The organism is Acinetobacter sp. CIP 102129 (assembly GCF_000368305.1).
In the GTDB taxonomy this organism is placed as follows: Bacteria; Pseudomonadota; Gammaproteobacteria; order Pseudomonadales; family Moraxellaceae; genus Acinetobacter; species Acinetobacter parvus.
Map to the genome: position 1 here is coordinate 338,850 of NZ_KB849341.1, position 19,991 is coordinate 358,840.

Genomic DNA, 19,991 nt, shown 5'->3' on the forward strand with positions numbered 1-19,991 from the left:
CCTACAACACTTGTTAGATTGCCTGAATTATCACCAACGGCTTGTGTTTGTCCTGTTGTCGCGCTGTTCCAATAACTATTGTTGATTGTTCCACCCAACCATCCCACAAGACCACCAAATGTTATTGCACTTCCTGATGTTCTGGTAACCTGACCCGTAGCATAACTGTTTTCTACAGTGCTTGAATAATTATTACCTAGCAGCCCACCAACTCTCTCTATACCTGACACTGCTCCTGTGGCATAGCTGTTTTTAATTACCGAGTTATCAAAATTATTTCCCGATAAACCACCTGCGTTACTATTAGAACCTTGTGCTTGGACTGCCCCAGTTGCATAGCTGTTTTCAATCCGAGAGCCGAATTGATTGGCTCCTGAAAGTCCACCTGCAAAACCGGCAAAACCGTCTGTCGCTGTAATTTGAGCATTGGAATAGCTCGATAGAATATTTGACTGATTCTGATTAATTCCAACTAAACCACCAACGCTAGTAGAACCATTCACTTGACCTGTACTAAACGCATTACTCGTGTTTGTATAATTTGCCTCGCCTATAAGTGCACCAACTCTCAAACTGCCTTTAATATTTGCCTGTATTAATCCGATATTTTGAATGGTTGCATTGCTGGTTGCACCAAATAATCCGACAAAACTTTGGTTTGGACGGTTAATGGTTAAATTGGAAATCGTATGATTTAAACCATCGAATTTCCCTGTAAATCTATTTGAATCATTACCAATCGGGTTAAAACCTTGCCCATTATTCCAACCCGATGTTGCCGTTGCATCGATGTCTGCACCCAATACATAATTCCCCAATAAATCCCCACTCATCCCTTGTAAGTCAGTCTTTGTCGTTGAACCTGCTGCACCTAAATCGGTAATCACTGTATAGTTTATCGGTGCATCTGTACCTTTTTGAGTACTAAAGTTTTGCCCTGCTTTTAGATTTACTTTTGCACCATTGTTTAGGTAATAGCTGGCGTTGCTATTGCTGGTGGTTTGCCCATATTGTAGGTTTAATTTACCAGTATTGCCTGTCGCTGTGATGTTGGCATTAATGTTGATGTTATTTTGTGCATTTAAAGTCAGGCTGTTCGCACTCCCCCAAGTCACATCAGCATTAACATTGATATCACCCTTCTGGTTACCCGTAGTGCTGGTTAGCAATATGACATTACTGGTTGCAAGACTGCTTGCTAAAGTGGTTGCGCCTATGCCGCTACTGCTTGCTGATGCATTACCCGAATTAATACTGAAATCTGTAGGGTCAATCAGCCATTCACCTGTTTTACCACTATCCGATAGTGTCGAGACTTTTGTACTGCCTGCAATCTGTACATTAGCAGCAGAGGTTTCGATAAAGCCGCCATCTGCACCATTTTTGCCTTCAGCTTTAAGCGTGCCACTCACGGTCGTTGTACCATGCTGCATATCAGCCAGTAGGATAATTTCCCCTTTGGCGTTTTTGCTTAAACGGTTGGCTTCGATAATGCCTGAATGATTCACAACGGCTTTACTTAAACTGTCTTTGGCTTGGGCAGTTAAATAGACCGCTCCATTATCGGCTTGGATTGCTCCGCCATTTTCCACCAAACCCTGTAACGTACCTAAATCAATCTGATATTCGACTAAACTGCCATCTTGCAGCTGTAAAGTCACTTGATCGGCTGCGGTGAGATGGACTGTGCCGTTATGGGCTTGAATCGTGCCGTGATTTTTGACCGTTGGCGCAATCAACGCCACCACACCGCCATTGGCAATAATCGAACCGTAGTTTTCTACACTGCCTGCATTGCTATTATTTTTAAGCGTGAATTTGCCCTGTGCAATATCGCTGTCGGATAGGTTTAAGGTTGAAGCAACCAAACCACCAACATTCACCTGTGCCGTTTTGGAAAAAATCACTCCATTTGGATTGAGTAAGAATACCTGCCCATTGGCATTCAATTTACCCATAATTTGACTGGCGTTATTATCGAGTACCCGATTGACTGCAATCGAAGATTGATTGGGTTGATGAAAGTTTACCGTCGCATCTTTACCAATGTTAAAGGTATTCCAGTTCGTCGAGAGATTTTGGCTGTTTTGGTTGATATTTAGGCTATTATTATTTTGGCTGATTTGTGCTGAGCCTTGCGTTATATTTGCTCCTGTCGGTAGGGCATTATTGGCAACTCCAGCCCATGTTGCATTGGCAACTAAAGCCATACTGAGACTTAGACTACACAATAACCACTGCGGACACGCGGATATGTTTTGGGTTTTGTGTAATGGACGAGATAAATGCGTGCCAACTGTTGTTCCTTTGGCAGCACTTTTGGCATTTTCAGACACCACAACCATCTGCCCTAGTGCCTTATTCCATACAATTTTATAAATTTTGTTCATCACACATCCCCAAAACCTGTATTTTTGTAAAGTTATGTTCTATTAAATACACATTACTTGACTTTGCAATACCTGAAATTGGGTATTTTTAGAAATAACGTAACCGTCCACTGAACTCCATAGCTGTTTTTTAATTCGGTTCAGGTTTCCAGCAGTGTGGTAGCAATTCTTCTATTTGGATCACTTTATGGGTCGGCAGCCTTTTCAGCACATCACTTAAATAGGCATACGGATCCAGTCCATTCAGCTTTGCTGACTGCATTAAAGTCATGATGTTGGCCGCTCGTTGACCACTACGCAGCGAACCTGCAAATAGCCAGTTCTTGCGCCCCAACGCCCAGGGACGCATTTGGTTCTCTATCCAATTGTTGCAAATCGGTAGATTGCCATCATCCAGATAGCGGCTTAAAGCTGGCCAACGCTTCAGAGTGTAATTTATCGCCTTGGCAATTGGAGAACTCGACGGCAGCCAAAAGCACGTTGGGTTGATGCAGGTTCATGCTCAATACGGATGGTGTGTCATTGAGCAGGATGCGGACTTAATCATGTTTATTTACCGTGACGAAGTCTACAATAAAGAATCTAAAGAAGCAGGCACAGCCGAAATTATTATTGGTAAACAGCGTAACGGCCCAATTGGTACGGTGCGTCTTGCTTTTGAAGGACAATATACGCGTTTTAGTAACTTATCTCCTGAGTATTATGCTCAGTATGATGATGAAGAGTAATGCCTGCATTGCTCTTTTTTATTAAAACCATGATTTAATCTGACTTATTAACTTTGCCCACCATAGTTTCCAGCTTGAGAGTAAATTCGAATCTTGGCTATTTTCTTCCATTTCAAATGATGGAAATGCTTTATTGAGTTGTTCACATGTTGGATATTTTTGTTGAAGTTTTGCTAAGTAATGTGATTGATCATATTGTATAAACCCATCCAAGATACCAATTGTTTTCCGCCCCCCGATTGTACATTTTGCCATCTGTCGATTCCAAGCTAAAAACGGCTGCACTGGTCTAGAAACACTGAGCTGATTATGAGCACAACTCAAAGTTGCAAATGAAGCAATTTGATATTGTTCAGGTTTAGCACCATCGGGAGTATAAGCTAAACCTATGATCAAACTGCCCTTTTCAATATTTTGACTAGAAAATGCACTTTTCCATTGTGTAGGTTTTTTATATTTAACTTCATCTAGTTTTGAGCGAAAAATAAATTGACCTGAACTGAGTTGAAAGATGAAGTCTGAACTCCCCTGTAATGCCAATGAATCGTGGTAACGGGCAATAAATACGTCATTGGGTGAATGTGGCATACAAGCCATAACTGACTGACAGAAAAATAATGTACTCCATCCCAGATAACAAAATATTTTCATCATTTATTCAGCATATCCTTGTTTAAAATGCATTGTTTAATCTCTCTTTGAGTTCATTTAAATTACAAACCCACGCTCCACCATCATCTGATTCTTGCCCTAACTCGTAAAGTTCAGAATTTTCCTAAGTGAGAGCATCTAACGCCATGATAGCTTTTAGAATGTATAATTTTATATAAAAATAAAGCCTGAAACTTTTACAAATTAGTTGCAATCAATAACCTATATATTTTTCGATCTTAAGTTAATTTATGATCAAAAACTTAGATGTTCGTGTCTATTTGAGCTTGATAAGTCTACAATAGTGAATATTTTTAAATAGAACTATTTTTAGTATTTATTTATCACTCCACAGTGTATTTAACACACATTACCAATTGTCATTCCCAAGGAGTAACGAGGGTGCGCCAAGCAACAGTTTATATTGACAGTCAGGCACTGCAATATAATTTAAACCGTGTCAAACAACTTGCCCCAACAGCGAAAATTGTCAGCATGGTCAAGGCCAATGCTTACGGACATGGTGTAAAAGACTGCTTAGCATCCTTAAAGGATAGCGATGCCTTTGGTGTCGCTTGCGTTGAAGAAGCCTTAGAAATCCGCGAATTGGGATATACGCAGCCCATCACCCTGATTGAAGGTGTTTTTTCTGAAAATGAAATGATTCAAGTGATTGGGCAAAAACTGGAATGTGTTGTTCATCAGACCCCGCAGGTTGAATGGTTAATTGCCCATAAAGATCATTATAACGCTTTAAACCTAAAGGTCTGGGTAAAGCTGAATAGCGGTATGAATCGCTTGGGTTTTAAACCGACAGAAATTATTGAAGTGATTCAACGCTTAAAATCACATGGTTTTACCTGTGTACTCACCATGCACTTTGCCAACGCTGATTCAGATCATCCATTAAATGAACAACAAAAAAACCAGTTTCTACAAGTAAAACAAGCATGTGAACCGATTCTGGCATCGTGTTGCAATTCTGCGGCAATCTATAAATATCCTGAACTACATTTCGACTTTGTTCGTCCAGGGATCATGTTGTATGGTGCAACGCCTTTTGCCGATCAAAACGTCCATACGCTTGATCTCAAACCCGTGATGACATTTAGTGCTAGAATTATTGCGCTTAATTCTATTCAACAAGGCGAATCTGTAGGTTACGGTTCAACGTTTACAGCAACACAGCCTATGAATATTGCCATTGTTTCAATTGGGTATGGTGATGGTTATCCAAGAGCTTATATCAAACCAAATTTTGTGGCGATTAATCACCAATTAGTTCCCTTGATCGGGCGTGTAAGCATGGATATGATTGCCATCGATGTCACTGGTTTGGACGTTGAATTAGGCACGCAAATTGAATTATGGGGCAAACACCGTTTGGTAGATGATGTTGCCACGGCCAATGGCACCATTGGCTATGAACTGCTATGTCGCTTGAGCCAACGTCCAAAACGTCAACTCTTGTATTAAGCAGATTAAAAGATAGGTCAGGAATTTATGATTACTGACCTATTCGATGTATTATAAAAATTAGCTTAAACCAAAAACAAGCACAAACCAATATCTTAGATTTTTAAGCCACTTCATCCATTTGTATATCCTCAAGCAATGGAATCAATGCTGCAATCAAACCCTCATTTAACAAATAGGGATTAAACTCGGCCTGTTGTAGATGCTGCTGGAAAAACTCTGAAACTTGACTATTTTTCCGCACAAATTTCATTGACCAATCTTTGAAATGACCTTGTGAGATGCGTTGAGGATTAAAAATATAAATCTGATGATGGCGAGGATCTTTCTTGATTTTATCAAGCAGTTCCAAAATAACTGATTGTTCTCCCTCCAGACACTGGAAAAAATAACCATCTGCAAAGTACAGCACACCATGTATATTATTCACATAATTAAAATGGTGTGCCTCATTTAAAACTTCTCTTAAATCAAGTGGCAAATATGATTTTTCAGAAGTACTGGTACTGGCATAACAAAGTTGAAATATCATTTTTTTCTTACACTTATAAAGCATTTTAGTTCATTATGCCTGTCTTTGCTGACTAGCCCCAATAATCTACTGTTGGTTTTGGTAGTTCCTGCAAACCACGGCGCAAGGTATCAGACCACTGCTTACTAATTTGGCTAAAGTAAGGGTCTTCCTCACTGATGCGCTTGCCCTCTGGAATCATAAAACTGTCTTTATGATAGACCAACGCGTCTAAAGGTAATCCAACAGAAACATTAGACCTTAATGTTGAATCAAAAGAGATCAAACTGCAACGTAATGCATCATCTAATGGCATCGTATAGTGCAGTGCACGATCTAAAATTGGCTTTCCATATTTACTTTCACCAATCTGAAAATATGGTGTATCAGTTGTGGCACAAATAAAATTGCCTTGAGGATAGACATTATAAAGTTGCATCTCATCACCCTTTATCTGTCCACCTACCAAAATACTACAGGAATAATTCATCTGTTCCTGAGTATCAGTCGTAACATCCTCAAGCACCTTATGCAAAGTCTTCCCAATTAATTCAGCAACTTCAAACATGGTATTTGCGCTATATAAATTTGGCTCTTGATGTAATGCTAAAGCATTTTGTAAATGACCAATAACAGCTTGGGTTGTTGCTAAATTACCTGCCGTTTGCAATGCAATAAAACGCTCACCCTCAATACCAAAGGTATGTAATTTACGAAATACAGAAATATGATCTACCCCTGCATTAGTTCGAGTATCGCTGATCAATACCAAACCTTGCTCTAATCTTAATGCACAACAATAGGTCATCTTTCTCTCTTCACACTCAACAAGCCAAAACTTGAACACTGGATGTCATAATTTCAATACCACCCTGTTCACGCACACCCCGTACGGGCGCAACATCCAGATAATCACGGCCAATTGCCACATAGATATGACTTTTGGGCGTGAATATCTGGTTACTGATATCGAAACAATACCATTCATTTTCCACAAAAACTTCTGCCCATGCGTGACTGGCAAGGTGTGGCTGGTTTTGATCGTATAAATAACCCGACACATAACGGGCGGGTAATTGTAACGCACGGCACATGGCAATAAACACATGTGCATGATCCTGACATACACCCTGCCCAGCATAAAATGAATCTATTGCAGAAGTCGTTACAGATGTGCTTTCAGGCTGATAAGGGATGTGCTGTAAAATCTGCTCTGCCAGTAACACAAGATGATGGCGGTCGTTCACCTTTACAATGGTCTGGGCAAAATCCCGCATCATTAAGTCGCAACAGGTCATGTTTGTGCCCTGTAAAAACAATATTGGTGAAACACCAGTGTCCACATAACCCAGTTCAGTATCATACAAATCAACAACCCCCTGCGCCATAATGGTCAGGTAATGGTAGTCATGTCGCTGGCTTGCCGTAATCCAGAGGTTGTTAAAGGCATCAAGTTTACTGGTGTATTGCCCTGGAACGCAAATATGCCAGGACTCAACCAACTGGTGCCGTGAACTCTGCGGTATCATTTTAATCGACTGCACACTATTCCGTGCAGCCTGCGTATAATGATAATGCGTTTGGTGATTCACCATCAGTTTCATGCGAACGCCTCAAATTGATTTTCCAGTTTATAGGTAAATGCATAAAACTGGTTCAAGTCAGGTTGATTTTTCAATATTTTCCAACTTGGTTGCAAGTCATCCCAACCTAAATGAAATAATCGTTCAATCACTGGATCAGTCTTCTTCAGCACATCATGAATATTATGCTGCAACCGAAAACAGGTATCAATTTGCTCCATACCCTGTCCAATATGGAAAAATAAAGCAATATCCTCTTGTTCTGTTTTCAGGATTGCACAACATTCCTTTACGATATTCTGGATAGTTGGCACATCAGACACGACATTTTTTATTAAGTGGTTCAGCTCAGCATAAGTTTCAGAACTCAACAATCCCCTAAGCTCCTGAATATTATCCCGAGCAATCTCAAGCTGGCTCATCAAGGAATATGGCTGTTGCCGATCCAGCATAAATTGGTTCAAACTTTCAGCATCATCAATATGCAGACACAATGCCTGTGCAAATCTTGCTGCCTGTTGGTCATCTGTAAAGGGCAAATGACTCGCCATATACTCAATACGAAATAAATAACGACCTAACCAATAAATATGTTGAGCACTTGAGCTAAGTAAAAGCATAAATCTCCTCCCTTATTAATCATAAATTCCTGTGAAATATCGCACTGCACACAAAGGATATGTGCAATGTTATTGCTGCATAGGAAAGATGTTAGGAGTGCAGCGATTCCACCACCCAGGTATCCTTAATGCCGCCACCCTGAGAAGAATTAACCACTAAAGAACCCGCTTGCATCGCAACTCGAGTCAGACCTCCTGGCACAATTTCCGTACGGTAAGGTGAACTCAAAACAAATGGGCGTAAATCAATATGTCGCTCAGCAACGCCATCTGTGGTCAATGTCGGTGCAACTGACAGTGCCAAGGTTGGCTGTGCAATATATAAATGCGGGGTCTGCATAATTTTCTGTCTAAATTGCTCAATTTGCTGTTGATCCGCTTGAGGCCCAATCAACATGCCATATCCACCTGAACCCTGTGCTTCCTTAACCACCAACTTTTCCAGATTGTTGAGCACATAATCCAGTTGTTCACTGTCTCGGCATTGATAAGTAGGCACATTACTCAAGATAGGGTTTTCACCCAGATAATACTGAATCATTTGGTCAACATAAGGATAGATTGACTTGTCATCAGCAACCCCTGTTCCTGGTGCATTAGCAATCACCACATTGTTCTGTAGATAGGCCGACATCAAACCCGCCACACCAAGCGTACTGTCAGCACGGAATACCAGTGGGTCTAGAAACTCATCATCAACACGGCGATAGATCACATCCACCTGCTGACGGCCACGAATGGTTTTTGCAAAGACCTTGTCATTCTCAACAAAAAGATCACGACTTGTCACCAGCGGCACATCCATTTCACGCGCCAAAAAGGCGTGTTCATAGTAGGCACTGTTAAAACGGCCTGGAGTCAGCACCACAATAAAGGGCTTATCAACATAGGCATTCTCTTCCAGAATAGCCCTTAATAAAGTTGGGTATTGTTCAATCCCCTGTAAATTATTGCTACTGCACAAATCAGGCATCAATTTTTGGCTGATTTTTCGGCTTTCCAGCATATAAGACACCCCTGATGGCGTTCTTAAATTGTCCTCAAGCACAAAGAAATCACCCCGCCCATCTCGAATAATGTCTATGCCGCTGATTTGTGAATAAACCTTGCCTTTAAGATGATGCCTGAGCATATGCGGCTGAAAGGCTTCATGTGCCATCACCTGATGTGCGGGAATCAGCCCATCCTTAAGAATGTTTTGTTCATGGTAAATGTCATCCAGAAATAGATTCAGCGCCTTAACACGTTGTGCACAGCCTGATGATATTTTCTCCCATTGTTTTTTCTCAATGACACGCGGGATTAAATCATAAGGAATGGTCCGCTCTGTTCCCTCCTGATCCCCATACACATTAAAGGTGATACCCTGATACAAAAAATGCTGCTTTGCCTGAGCCCTCAGAACTTTTAACTCATCAAGGCTATGGATACTTAACCATTGTTCAATCTTTTTTGATGCCTCTCCATTAAAGCTTCTATCGTCTAGCATTTCATTAAAAAACTGTGATTTGAGTTGTTCAAACAGGTTAATGGTAATACTGCTCAGCTCTGGAATATCTGGAATAAATGTGGACGAATATACCGAAACCGCTGCCGTTTGGTCTGGAGAATAATAATCTGTACTGATATTTAGATTGTGTTCTTGTTCTGGCATAGAAACCTCATCTCATCATTTATTTATCTCTTAAGTAAGCAATTTCAATGCCACCTATATAAAATGATCATTTTTGAAGCAGTTTTAAAAGTTTTAAGCAAATCTGCATTGGTTTCAGTCGTAAATACGTAATCTAAATGTGATGTACTTGCTAAATAATCGGAGTTTTTTTATTGTGTCAGCTCTAGCTCATTGAATTGCATATTACGCCTATGTCATCCATACAAGAAAAAGAAACGTCAAACAGCCTTTATCGTCAATGGCAAATCTTGTCCCGCCTTTCTACGGGTAAATGGATGGGCACGCGTGAATTGCAGGAAATTCTGGAACGTGAGGGTATTGAGATTAGTTTGCGTACCATTCAACGTGACTTAAATCAAATTTCACAGCGTTTTCCAATTGAAAGCAATGGTACCGTACCGCAAGGTTGGCGCTGGCGTTCAGATGCACCTATTCAAAGTTTGCCGCACATGACCAGCTCACAGGCGGTCACCTTTATGATGGTGGAAGAGCATTTACGCCATTTGCTTCCACCCAGCTTGCTTGAAGAAATGATGCCGTGGTTCGACTTGGCAAAACGCAGTCTTTCCACACAAAACAATGTCAGACAATGGATCAACCGTGTGCGAATTGTTCCAGCGACACAGCCGCTCATTCCGCCAATTGTGGATAAACATGCACAGCAGGCAATTTATGAGGGACTGTTACAAGACAAGCAAATTGAATGTATCTATCGTGCCAGAACCCACCAGGGAGAAGATAAAACCTATATCCTCAATCCTCTGGCACTGGTACAAAAAGGTGCAGTGATTTATTTAATCTGTACCAGAAATGATAAAACTGAAGTGCAAACTTTTGCCCTGCACCGTTTTAAGGCAGCCACGGTTCTGGATAGTCGGGCACTGCATCCTGTCAATTTTGATATTGATCATTACATTGACTCAGGTGCACTGGGTTTCCGCGTGGATTACAGCAAACCAACTGAACAAATTCAGTTAAAGCTAACCATGACGGAAAATACAGCCAAAAGCTTTTATGAAAGCCAGTTGAGCAAAGACCAGACCATTACGGCACTAGAGGAAAATATTGTTGAGGTGAGCGCAACGGTTCCCTTTACGTCTCAACTGGTGTGGTGGTTACGCAGCTTTGGTAAAAAGCTGCTCAATATTGAACCGAGCATTGTATTTAATGCTGTGAAAGAGATAGAAGATTAACAAGGCAAAAGATTTAACGTAATTGGCTATCCTTACTTCCCCGCCGATTAAATAGTTCCAGTGCCTTGCTCTTTTCCTCAAGTTGTTGCTGGCAACGAATACAATATTTCACGCCTTTCATCGCTTCACGGCGGGCTTGAGGAATGGGCTCGCCACATTCTTCACAATATAGTGCGGCTTCTCCATCTTCATTATGAGAAAGACCTTGTCTTGCTTTTGCAATCGCATCATGAATTGTTGCATCAATCTGCTCCTGCTCTGCACCGTCACGTGCCCAACCACCTGCCATTGCTGATCCCGTTTCATTTTTATATCTTATCAATTTAAAATTCTAAGACCATTTTATTTAGCTCACAATACGATTATTTATACTGATTACAACTGCTGTGCTATCCACTCCAAAACATAAAAGTTTTTATTTTTAGAAAAAAAATAAGGGAATCAATAGATTCCCCTAGATTTCTTATTAAAATGTTATTTAATATTCAGGATCATTCTTATTGTATCAAAATGTTCAAACCAATTCCTTTCCCCACCTGATCAGAACTGGTTTGTACCCTTTTAATCGCCTTGATATAATCTAACATTGGCATGCCAGTTCATATCCATTATAGCGAATTGTTTTTTTCGTCATGGTTAAACCCCTCTTTGTTTGAATGTAGAGTGAATATAACGGGGATTTTCCACGCTGTGAAATAACAATGACTGGAATAAAAAGCTGATTTTTTGCTAGATATTTTTGATATATAAATCCATAAAAATAAAAAAGCCCCTTTTAAAAAGAGGCTTTTGACGTTATCTATTCAATTTAAGCTGAAAATGGATGACGTAAAATAATGGTTTCCGCACGGTCTGGACCTGTAGAAACGATATCAATTGGGCATTCAATGAGCTGCTCAAGACGTTTTACATAAGCCAAGGCATTCGCAGGAAGTTGATCAATTTGAGTTAAGCCTACTGTAGACTCACTCCAACCTGGCATTGTTTCATAGATTGGTTTTAAGCTTTCAAATGAAATTGCATCAGAAGAACCTGCACAGCCTGAATCAACATCTTCATAACCTACACAGATTTTGATTTCTTCTAAACCATCCAGAACATCAAGCTTGGTTAGGCAGATACCAGACAACGAATTCACTTCAACTGAACGGCGTAGAATTTCCGCATCAAACCAACCACAACGGCGTTGACGACCAGTAGACGCACCAAATTCATGACCTACTGTACCTAAATGACGACCAATCGCATCACCTGTATCTGTCGCAGCATCATAATGCAACTCAGTTGGGAATGGACCAGCACCTACACGTGTTGTGTAGGCTTTGGTAATACCCAACACATAGTCTAAATGTAAAGGACCCATACCAGAACCAGAGCTTACGCCACCCGCAGTTGTATTAGAACTTGTTACATATGGATAGGTACCATGATCGATGTCAAGTAACGAACCTTGAGCACCTTCGAACATGATTGCTTTACCCTCTTTACGGTAATCATGCAACACTTTGGTTACGTCAATTACCAACGGGGCAAGAACTTCACGCCATTCGTTGCAAAGTGCCAACACATCTTCAAACTTAACTTCTTCAACGCCATAGAACTGAGAAAGCTGGAAGTTATGAAGCTCAAGCATTTCCTTGAGTTTTTCTTCCAAATTAGCGCCACCACGAACCAAGTCTGCAACGCGTACCGCACGACGGGCAACTTTATCTTCGTATGCTGGGCCAATACCACGACCTGTTGTACCAATCTTGGCATTACCACGTTTTTTCTCACGGGCCTGATCAAGTGCAATATGGTTTGGCAAAATCAACGGACAGTTTGGAGAAATACGCAGACGCTCTTTTACAGGTACGCCCTCCTCTTCCAAAATCGCCATTTCCTTGATCAGTGCTTCAGGAGAAAGAACGACACCATTACCAATTAAGCACAATACGTTGTCACGTAAGATACCTGATGGAATGAGGTGTAATACAGTCTTCTTACCACCGACCACAAGAGTATGTCCTGCATTGTGCCCGCCCTGGTAGCGTACGACCGCAGCCGCCTGATCTGTGAGCAGGTCGACGATCTTACCTTTACCCTCGTCGCCCCATTGGGTACCAAGTACCACAACATTTTTGCCCATAATAGCCTCATTACATCATGCTGTTAGAATTGGAAACCAAGTTGTTTTTACAACTCGGCAATTAAATTTTTTCAATGATCCATTGCCCATTTTGCAACACCATTTGGTGGGTTGCATAAGGCACTGAACTTAACTCATCATTACCCAGCAACTGCACCACACGCGAACCATTCGCCCGTGCATCTGCAATCGCGGTTAATAAATCCTGATCATTTCCTTTTGGCGCAACGACAGTTTCAATTTCAGCAAACTGTGTAGCACCCAAGGCATATAAGTCACAACTAAAGCCTGTGGCTGGGCGTGCACGGCCAAAGTGCTCACCAATACCATCATAACGTCCACCCTGCGCAAGCGGCGCAGCGCGATTCGGTGCATAAATGGCATACATCAGGCCCGTATGGTAGTGATAACTACGCAACTCAATCACATCGATTCCAATATTCAGATTCGACCAACGTGACTGAATTTGAGTGAATGTTGTTTTCAATGCATCAAACGCGTTTTTAAAATCAGCATCACTTAAAATGTCATGGCTTAAATGCGCCTGTAATGCATCAAGGTCACTTGCATAGCGACCAAGCGCATAGAAATCTGCACCCATTGGCAAGTTTTGAGTAAATTCTTCTAATTCTGGTAAAGCCTTACGCTGATATAAATCAGACAGCTGGCTTTCAGTGTTTTTATTTAAACCAGCACGTTTCACTAAACTACGAAATAAACCGACATGACCTAAATCCAGATGAACACCTTGAAAACTGTCAGTTTTCTCCAACAGGCCCAGCATGACATCAATCATCTCCACATCAGCTTCGATGCTGTCATGGCCATAAAGCTCAGCGCCCAACTGCAAAGGTGCGCGTGTTGCATTAAAATTCTGTGGTTTGGTATGCAGTACTGTACCTGCATAGCAGTAACGGGCAACGCCTTCAATTGGGCGAACATGCGCATCAATACGGGCAACCTGTGGGGTCATATCCGCACGCACACCAAGCAGGCGACCTGAAAGCTGGTCAATCACCTTAAAGGTGACCAAGTCTAAATCTTGATTGGATTCTGAAAGTGAAGACAACGATTCGATGTATTCAATAAATGGAGTGTATACCAGTTGATATCCTCGAACAGCGAGGAAATCTAAAGCTTCCCGTCGCAGGGTTTCAACCATTTGCGCTTGTTCGGGTAATACATCTGCTACCCCGTCAGGGAGCAACCATGTCTCTGAAATGGTCATGTTTCAAACCTAAAATCTGTTCAACGTGGAGGCATCCACATAAAAAGCAACCACATAAAAAAATCGGGTGAATGCCCGATTCAGCGTAGTGTAACATGAAGATTTCTATGATGCACCTGAGAATTTTAGTAAATCCCGCATAAAAATAGGCAACCAAAATGATTGCCTAAAATCAATTCCAAGTTTTTTAAATTTGATTATGCTGGGCTATACTCATACTTCACATCATAGGTAACACTGAAACCGTTTGCATTTACTGTCGCATTGATATTACCTACCGTACCATTAAAGCTACAGCTATTAATCTTAAACTGACCATTTGGTAATTGTGCTGTGACATCATTAGAACCACAGAATTCATTTTGATTAGCTGGTTTTGGAACATTCTTCACTGTTACTGTTGCACCTTGCCCCATCACAGAAGTTGTAACATTCAAATTATAATTTCCTGAAGGGATATTTGGATTATTTCCTAGATCAACAACGACATTTAGACCTGTTGTATCAACACTATAATTCCATGCAAAGTTTTGCCCATTGACGACATACTGCACATTACAAGTATATGTGCTACCAATACCCGTACATTTACTATTCAAACCATTAATCTTAACTTGATCCAGAACCTTGTCCAGACCAGTAGAATCTGCATTAAACGCAGTTTTAAAAATGTTTGGATAACCTTTACTCGTATCTATATTTGCATCAAATACGGTCTTTAAGTTCGCAACAACTTCTTTTGCGGCTTTATCAATAGCAGCATTTATTTCATCACTAGTACTGTCTTTAGTCAGTTTTGCCCAATTGGTATAAATTTCTGCCAATGAGTTGTAATCACGTTTTTCATCCGCCTTATTAGCAGCCAGAATTGCCTGTGTAGTTAATTGGGTTACATTGACATTACCAGCAGCCGAAGCATAAGAATATAGGGTAACTTGGGATTCACCAGTACCTTTAGTTGCCTTTAATAAATAAGGTGCTCCCTTTTCAACATCGATACTGAATTTACCATCTGCCCCCGCAACAACTGATTTAGTTGTGCCATTTTTATTGACCACTTCAACATTCGCACCAGCCAGAGCAGCTCCAGTTGCAGCGGTACCTGTAAGCTTTTCGGTTGTCGTTTGTTGCTGTCCAGAATTATTACTGGACGAGTTGTCATCATCATTACATCCCGCAACCATGACAACGGCACTCAATAAAGCTGAGCATATTGCCGTACGTTTTAAAGTTGTTTTATTCATTATCAGACACCCCTATGTGTTTTTCGATCAATACTTTATGAAGCACAAATTCATCATAATGAGCGTTCTAGATACACATCAAGTGGAATTGCAATCAAAACGGATGGTTAAAAAATATTTAACCATCCAACAAAAATTAATAATTGTTTTTTATAGGTTTTATGTATTGGAATATATTGCTTATTTTTCTTAAATTTGTATCAAAATATTTAATAAAAACAAATAGTTATACATATTAATTTGTCAACCCCTTATTCAAGGGGGACAAATTTAGGGCATATTTTTCCCATTTTTAACAACCACTTCCAAAACATTCACCAACTCAACATTTTGCTTTTCCAACGCCGCAATGTTTGCAACAGTCCGATCCAGCACTTCTTGCTGGACATGCATTTTCTTTGCTAGGTCCTGCATAATTTCCAGACTCTTTTTAAGGTGGGATTCCAGATGTAGAACTTTTTCTTCCAGATACAATACTTGCGGATCAACAGCAGGTTGCTGTTTATTTTTAAACTGAAACCAAAACAAGAAAGTAACTGCAATCAATAACAGACCAATAAAACCCCAAATCAATATTAATATCATTCCGTTCTCCAAATCCGTTGTTATTTATTTAATATTTTTCGAATCAAATGATTCACATAAATCAAGTAAGCGATTGGCATATCCCCATTCATTATCATACCATGCAAAGACCTTGGCCTGATGTCCGACGACCATGGTCTGGGTTAAATCTACAATTAAGGAATATGGTGAGTGGTTAAAGTCGCTTGAAACAAGGTCTTCCTCTGTGACCTGCATAATCTGGGAATAATCCAATTGTGCAGCCTTAGTCAGGACTTTATTGACTTTCTGTACGGTAATAGGTGACTGGGAAATAAAAGTCAGGTCAATCGCTGCAACATTAATTGTAGGGACACGAATGGAATAACCATCAATACGGTTTTCCATTTTCGGCATCACCTGTTTTAATGCACCCAAAGCACTGGATGTGGTAGGAATAATGTTCTGTCCCGATGCACGCGCACGGCGCAAATCACGATGGGCATGATCCAGCACCGACTGATCCGCAGTCACCGCATGGATTTCAGTCATCAGCGCTGTTTCAATTCCAAAGGCATCATCAATAATTTTCACCAATGGCACTAAAGCCTGTGTGGTACAGGACACGCTGGAAATAATCTGGTCCGTGGCTTTGACTTCGGCATGATTGACACCATAGACAATTGCGGCATCAACAGAGTCAAAAGGCGCTGCCCCAATAATCACCCGCTTTGCTCCTGCCTGTATATGACGGGTTGCATCGGCTCTGGAGCGAAACAATCCTGTACATTCCAGTACCACATCTATTTTTAAAGCCGCCCAAGGTAATAACTCAGGTTGTACCTGTTTAAAAACCTGTAGTTTTAATTGACGCTGATTGGACTGAATATTCAAGAAAATCTGTCCATCTTCTATCTGGATTTCAACCTGACCTGAAAAACGCCCGTGTGTGGTGTCATACTTAAATAAATGAGCCAATGTCTGAACATCAGCAATATCGTTAATTGCGACAATTTCAAACTGAAATTGTTTGGGATTTTCAAACCATGCCCGTAGCACATTGCGGCCAATTCGGCCAAATCCATTAATCGCGATACGTTGCATGTGGTGCCCTTAATTCATCAAAACATCATTTTTTCTATGTTATATGGTAAAACATGCAAGCCAGCATTGAATATAGATTTTTAGCCTAAACACAGTTTTATCTAAGATTACTTGTAAAATCGTTGGTCGAGCACACATTTTCCGCTATAATTTAGCACTTTCAAAATTATGGACGCTTGGTTGTGAGTACTCGTTTTATGACATCCGCTGAAATCCGTGAAGCATTTTTGCGTTACTTCGAATCGCAAGGGCATACACGTGTTGCTTCGAGTTCTCTCGTTCCTGCCAACGACCCAACTTTACTGTTTACCAATGCTGGTATGAACCAGTTTAAAGATTGTTTCTTAGGTTTAGAAAAGCGTGATTATGTTCGTGCTGTTTCATCTCAAAAATGTGTACGTGCAGGCGGCAAACACAATGACCTCGACAATGTAGGTTATACCGCACGTCATCATACTTTCTTTGAAATGTTAGGTAACTTTTCTTTCGGTGATTATTTTAAAGAAAATGCACTGAAATTTGCTTGGGAATTTTTAACCAGCGAACAATGGTTAGGCTTACCGAAAGATCGTTTATATGTCACGGTTTATCATACCGATGATGAAGCATTTGATATCTGGAACAAAGAAATCGGAATCGATGCTGAACGTATCATCCGTATTGGCGATAACAAAGGTGGCAAATACGCCTCTGATAACTTCTGGGCAATGGGCGATACAGGTCCTTGTGGTCCATGTTCTGAAATCTTCTATGATCATGGCGACCACATCTGGGGTGGCTTACCAGGAACACCTGAAGAAGATGGCGACCGTTTCATTGAAATCTGGAACAACGTTTTCATGCAGTTCAACCGTACTGCGGATGGTGTGATGCACCCTCTTCCAGCGCCTTCTGTTGATACAGGTATGGGTTTGGAGCGTATTTCTGCGGTTCTGCAACATGTCAATTCAAACTACGAAATTGACCTGTTCCAGCACTTATTAAAAGCAGCAGCTGACATCATTGGTTTGGATACCACCGCAATTGAAGCTGAAGCGAAAGTTCAAAATAAACCAGTTGAATACCCAGCTTCTTTAAAAGTCATTGCAGATCATGCACGTTCATGCTCATTCTTGATTGCTGACGGTGTTAATCCTTCAAATGAAGGTCGTGGTTATGTGTTGCGTCGTATCATTCGTCGTGCCGTACGTCATGGTAACAAGCTCGGTGCGACTGGTTCATTCTTTTACAAGATGTTGCAACCTCTGATTGAAGTGATGGGCGATGCTTATCCAGAACTTGCTGCACAGCAAGCACGAATTGAAGCGCAACTGCTGAAAGAAGAAGAGCAATTTGCGAAAACACTTGAACAAGGCCTGAAATTACTTGAAGGTGAATTGGCTCAACTAAAAGGCAATGTCATCCCAGGTGAAACTGTATTTAAACTTTATGATACTTACGGCTTCCCGACCGACTTAACTGCTGATATTGCGCGTGAACGTGACCTGACCATTGATGAAGCTGGTTTCGAAGTGGAAATGGCAGCACAACGTCAACGTGCGCGTGATGCAGGTAAATTTGCGGTTGACTATAACAGCATTGTTAAAGTTGAAGGCGAAACCCAGTTTGATGGCTATGACGCAACTCAAGGTCAAGGTCAAATTGTTGCGATCTATAAAGATGGCGTGCAGGTTGATGAAATCAACGAAGGTGATGAAGCACTGATCGTATTAAACCAGACCCCTTTCTATGCTGAAAGCGGTGGTCAAATTGGTGACACAGGTATCTTCAAGAACGATACGGGTATTTTTGAAGTTCAGGATACCAAAAAATCTGGTGGTGCATTTGTTCACCAAGGTGTCGTAACTATGGGTAGCCTTAAGGCAACTCAAAACGTTGAAGCAACAGTTAAAGCAGACATTCGTGCGGCAACCGCACGTAACCACTCTGCAACCCACCTTTTACATGCCGCTTTACGTCAAATTCTGGGTGAGCATGTTCAACAGAAAGGTTCTTTGGTTGCGAGTGATATTTTGCGTTTCGATTTTGCCAATGACCAACCTGTTTCATTTGAGCAATTGCAGCACATCGAACGTTTGGTCAATGCTGAAGTCATCGCCAACACACCCGTTAGCACTGAATTGCTTGATATTGAGTCAGCAAAAGCCAAAGGCGCAATGATGCTGTTTGGTGAAAAGTATGGCGAAGAAGTTCGTGTCCTTTCAATGGGTTCTGTAATTGAAGAGAAAAACTTCTCCATCGAGCTGTGTGGTGGTATTCACGTTAAGCGTACAGGTGATATTGGCCTGTTCAAGATCACTTCTGAAAGTGGTGTAGCTGCTGGTGTCCGCCGTATTGAAGCGGTTACAGGTACCAAGGCGCTTGAAGTGGTCCAAAAGACTGATACCAACATTCAAATCATCAACGCCTTGTTAAAGGCGCAGAAAGATCAAACTGTAGAAAAAGTTGAAGCGATTGTTGAAACAGCTTCAAGCCTACAAAAGCAGATTGAACAGTTAAACCAGAAATTGGCGAGCTTCCAGGCGGCTGACCTGCTTGATCAGGTGAAAGAAATTGCAGGTCGTCAAACCCTGATTACCACTGTACAAGGTTTAGATGCAAAATCATTACGCAACCTGCATGACAGCGTAAAATCAAAATTAGATGATGCAGTCATTATTTTAGCTGGCGTTGAGGGCGATAAAGTGAGTTTAATCGCCTCCGTTGCTAAACAATATACTGCACATCTAAAAGCGGGTGACATCATCAAACACCTGGCTCAGGAGCTGGGTGGTAAAGGTGGTGGTAAACCTGACTTGGCACAAGGTGGCGCGCCACTCAACGAGAAGTTTGATCAAGTGATTGCAGCCCTGCCTGCTTGGCTTGAACAATAATAAACACTTCACTTTTTGTGTAACTGACCCTGATGCCTCTCAGG

16 protein-coding genes and 2 pseudogenes are annotated in these 19,991 nt (G+C 41.1%); 4 read left to right on the forward strand and 14 right to left on the reverse strand.

Annotation, left to right across the window (positions count from 1 at the left end):
• The coding region (locus F973_RS09700; protein WP_004761510.1) for a two-partner secretion domain-containing protein at positions 1–2,390 on the reverse strand (2,390 nt) is incomplete at its 3' end.
• Between the two features lie 130 nt (positions 2,391–2,520).
• Positions 2,521–2,859 (reverse strand): annotated as a pseudogene (locus F973_RS09705) (IS66 family transposase); the annotation flags it as partial.
• 52 nt (positions 2,860–2,911) lie between these two features.
• On the opposite strand from F973_RS09705, the pseudogene F973_RS09710 reads away from it, so the two are divergent.
• Positions 2,912–3,118, forward strand: a pseudogene (locus tag F973_RS09710) (DnaB-like helicase C-terminal domain-containing protein); the annotation flags it as partial.
• 21 nt (positions 3,119–3,139) lie between these two features.
• On the opposite strand, the gene F973_RS09715 reads toward F973_RS09710, so the two are convergent.
• Complete coding sequence (locus F973_RS09715) at positions 3,140–3,706, reverse strand: hypothetical protein (protein WP_051060432.1); 567 nt, start codon at positions 3,704–3,706, stop codon at positions 3,140–3,142.
• A 465-nt stretch (positions 3,707–4,171) separates the two neighbouring features.
• On the opposite strand from F973_RS09715, the gene alr reads away from it, so the two are divergent.
• Entirely contained in the window at positions 4,172–5,245 is a 1,074-nt protein-coding gene (gene alr / locus F973_RS09720; RefSeq protein ID WP_004761516.1) for an alanine racemase, read from the forward strand.
• A gap of 103 nt (positions 5,246–5,348) precedes the next feature.
• On the opposite strand, the gene F973_RS09725 is transcribed toward alr, so the two are convergent.
• The 5 genes from F973_RS09725 to F973_RS09745 form a co-directional block, all read right to left on the reverse strand.
• On the reverse strand, positions 5,349–5,777 hold the full coding sequence (locus tag F973_RS09725) for a BLUF domain-containing protein (protein ID WP_004761518.1): 429 nt from the start codon (positions 5,775–5,777) through the stop codon (positions 5,349–5,351).
• Positions 5,778–5,829: 52 nt separating this feature from the next.
• Positions 5,830–6,564, reverse strand: a complete 735-nt coding sequence (locus tag F973_RS09730; protein WP_004761519.1) for a proteasome-type protease — start codon at positions 6,562–6,564, stop codon at positions 5,830–5,832.
• Positions 6,565–6,580: 16 nt separating this feature from the next.
• Positions 6,581–7,360: a transglutaminase family protein gene (locus tag F973_RS09735; RefSeq protein ID WP_004761521.1), complete on the reverse strand. Its 780-nt coding sequence runs from the start codon at positions 7,358–7,360 to the stop codon at positions 6,581–6,583.
• Positions 7,357–7,959: an alpha-E domain-containing protein gene (locus tag F973_RS09740; RefSeq protein WP_004761522.1), complete on the reverse strand. Its 603-nt coding sequence runs from the start codon at positions 7,957–7,959 to the stop codon at positions 7,357–7,359. Before F973_RS09740 ends, F973_RS09735 begins: the two co-directional genes overlap by 4 nt.
• A gap of 91 nt (positions 7,960–8,050) precedes the next feature.
• Positions 8,051–9,613, reverse strand: a complete 1,563-nt coding sequence (locus F973_RS09745; protein WP_004761524.1) for a circularly permuted type 2 ATP-grasp protein — start codon at positions 9,611–9,613, stop codon at positions 8,051–8,053.
• Between the two features lie 212 nt (positions 9,614–9,825).
• On the opposite strand from F973_RS09745, the gene F973_RS15345 reads away from it, so the two are divergent.
• Positions 9,826–10,827, forward strand: coding sequence for a helix-turn-helix transcriptional regulator (locus F973_RS15345; RefSeq protein WP_004761525.1), 1,002 nt, complete (start codon positions 9,826–9,828; stop codon positions 10,825–10,827).
• A 13-nt stretch (positions 10,828–10,840) separates the two neighbouring features.
• On the opposite strand, the gene F973_RS09755 is transcribed toward F973_RS15345, so the two are convergent.
• The 6 genes from F973_RS09755 to gap form a co-directional block, all read right to left on the reverse strand.
• Positions 10,841–11,116, reverse strand: a complete 276-nt coding sequence (locus tag F973_RS09755; RefSeq protein WP_004676973.1) for a DksA/TraR family C4-type zinc finger protein — start codon at positions 11,114–11,116, stop codon at positions 10,841–10,843.
• Between the two features lie 519 nt (positions 11,117–11,635).
• Positions 11,636–12,955, reverse strand: coding sequence for an adenylosuccinate synthase (locus tag F973_RS09760; RefSeq protein WP_004676972.1), 1,320 nt, complete (start codon positions 12,953–12,955; stop codon positions 11,636–11,638).
• A 61-nt stretch (positions 12,956–13,016) separates the two neighbouring features.
• Positions 13,017–14,183, reverse strand: a complete 1,167-nt coding sequence (locus F973_RS09765; protein WP_004761528.1) for an ATP phosphoribosyltransferase regulatory subunit — start codon at positions 14,181–14,183, stop codon at positions 13,017–13,019.
• A gap of 197 nt (positions 14,184–14,380) precedes the next feature.
• Positions 14,381–15,427, reverse strand: coding sequence for a hypothetical protein (locus F973_RS09770; protein WP_004761530.1), 1,047 nt, complete (start codon positions 15,425–15,427; stop codon positions 14,381–14,383).
• Between the two features lie 270 nt (positions 15,428–15,697).
• Positions 15,698–16,012, reverse strand: a complete 315-nt coding sequence (locus tag F973_RS09775; protein WP_004676969.1) for a hypothetical protein — start codon at positions 16,010–16,012, stop codon at positions 15,698–15,700.
• Between the two features lie 24 nt (positions 16,013–16,036).
• A complete protein-coding gene (gap, locus tag F973_RS09780) occupies positions 16,037–17,074 on the reverse strand; it encodes a type I glyceraldehyde-3-phosphate dehydrogenase (RefSeq protein WP_004761532.1) in 1,038 nt (345 codons plus the stop codon).
• A gap of 182 nt (positions 17,075–17,256) precedes the next feature.
• On the opposite strand from gap, the gene alaS reads away from it, so the two are divergent.
• Positions 17,257–19,947: an alanine--tRNA ligase gene (gene alaS, locus F973_RS09785; protein WP_171062333.1), complete on the forward strand. Its 2,691-nt coding sequence runs from the start codon at positions 17,257–17,259 to the stop codon at positions 19,945–19,947.
• Positions 19,948–19,991: the final 44 nt, after the last annotated feature.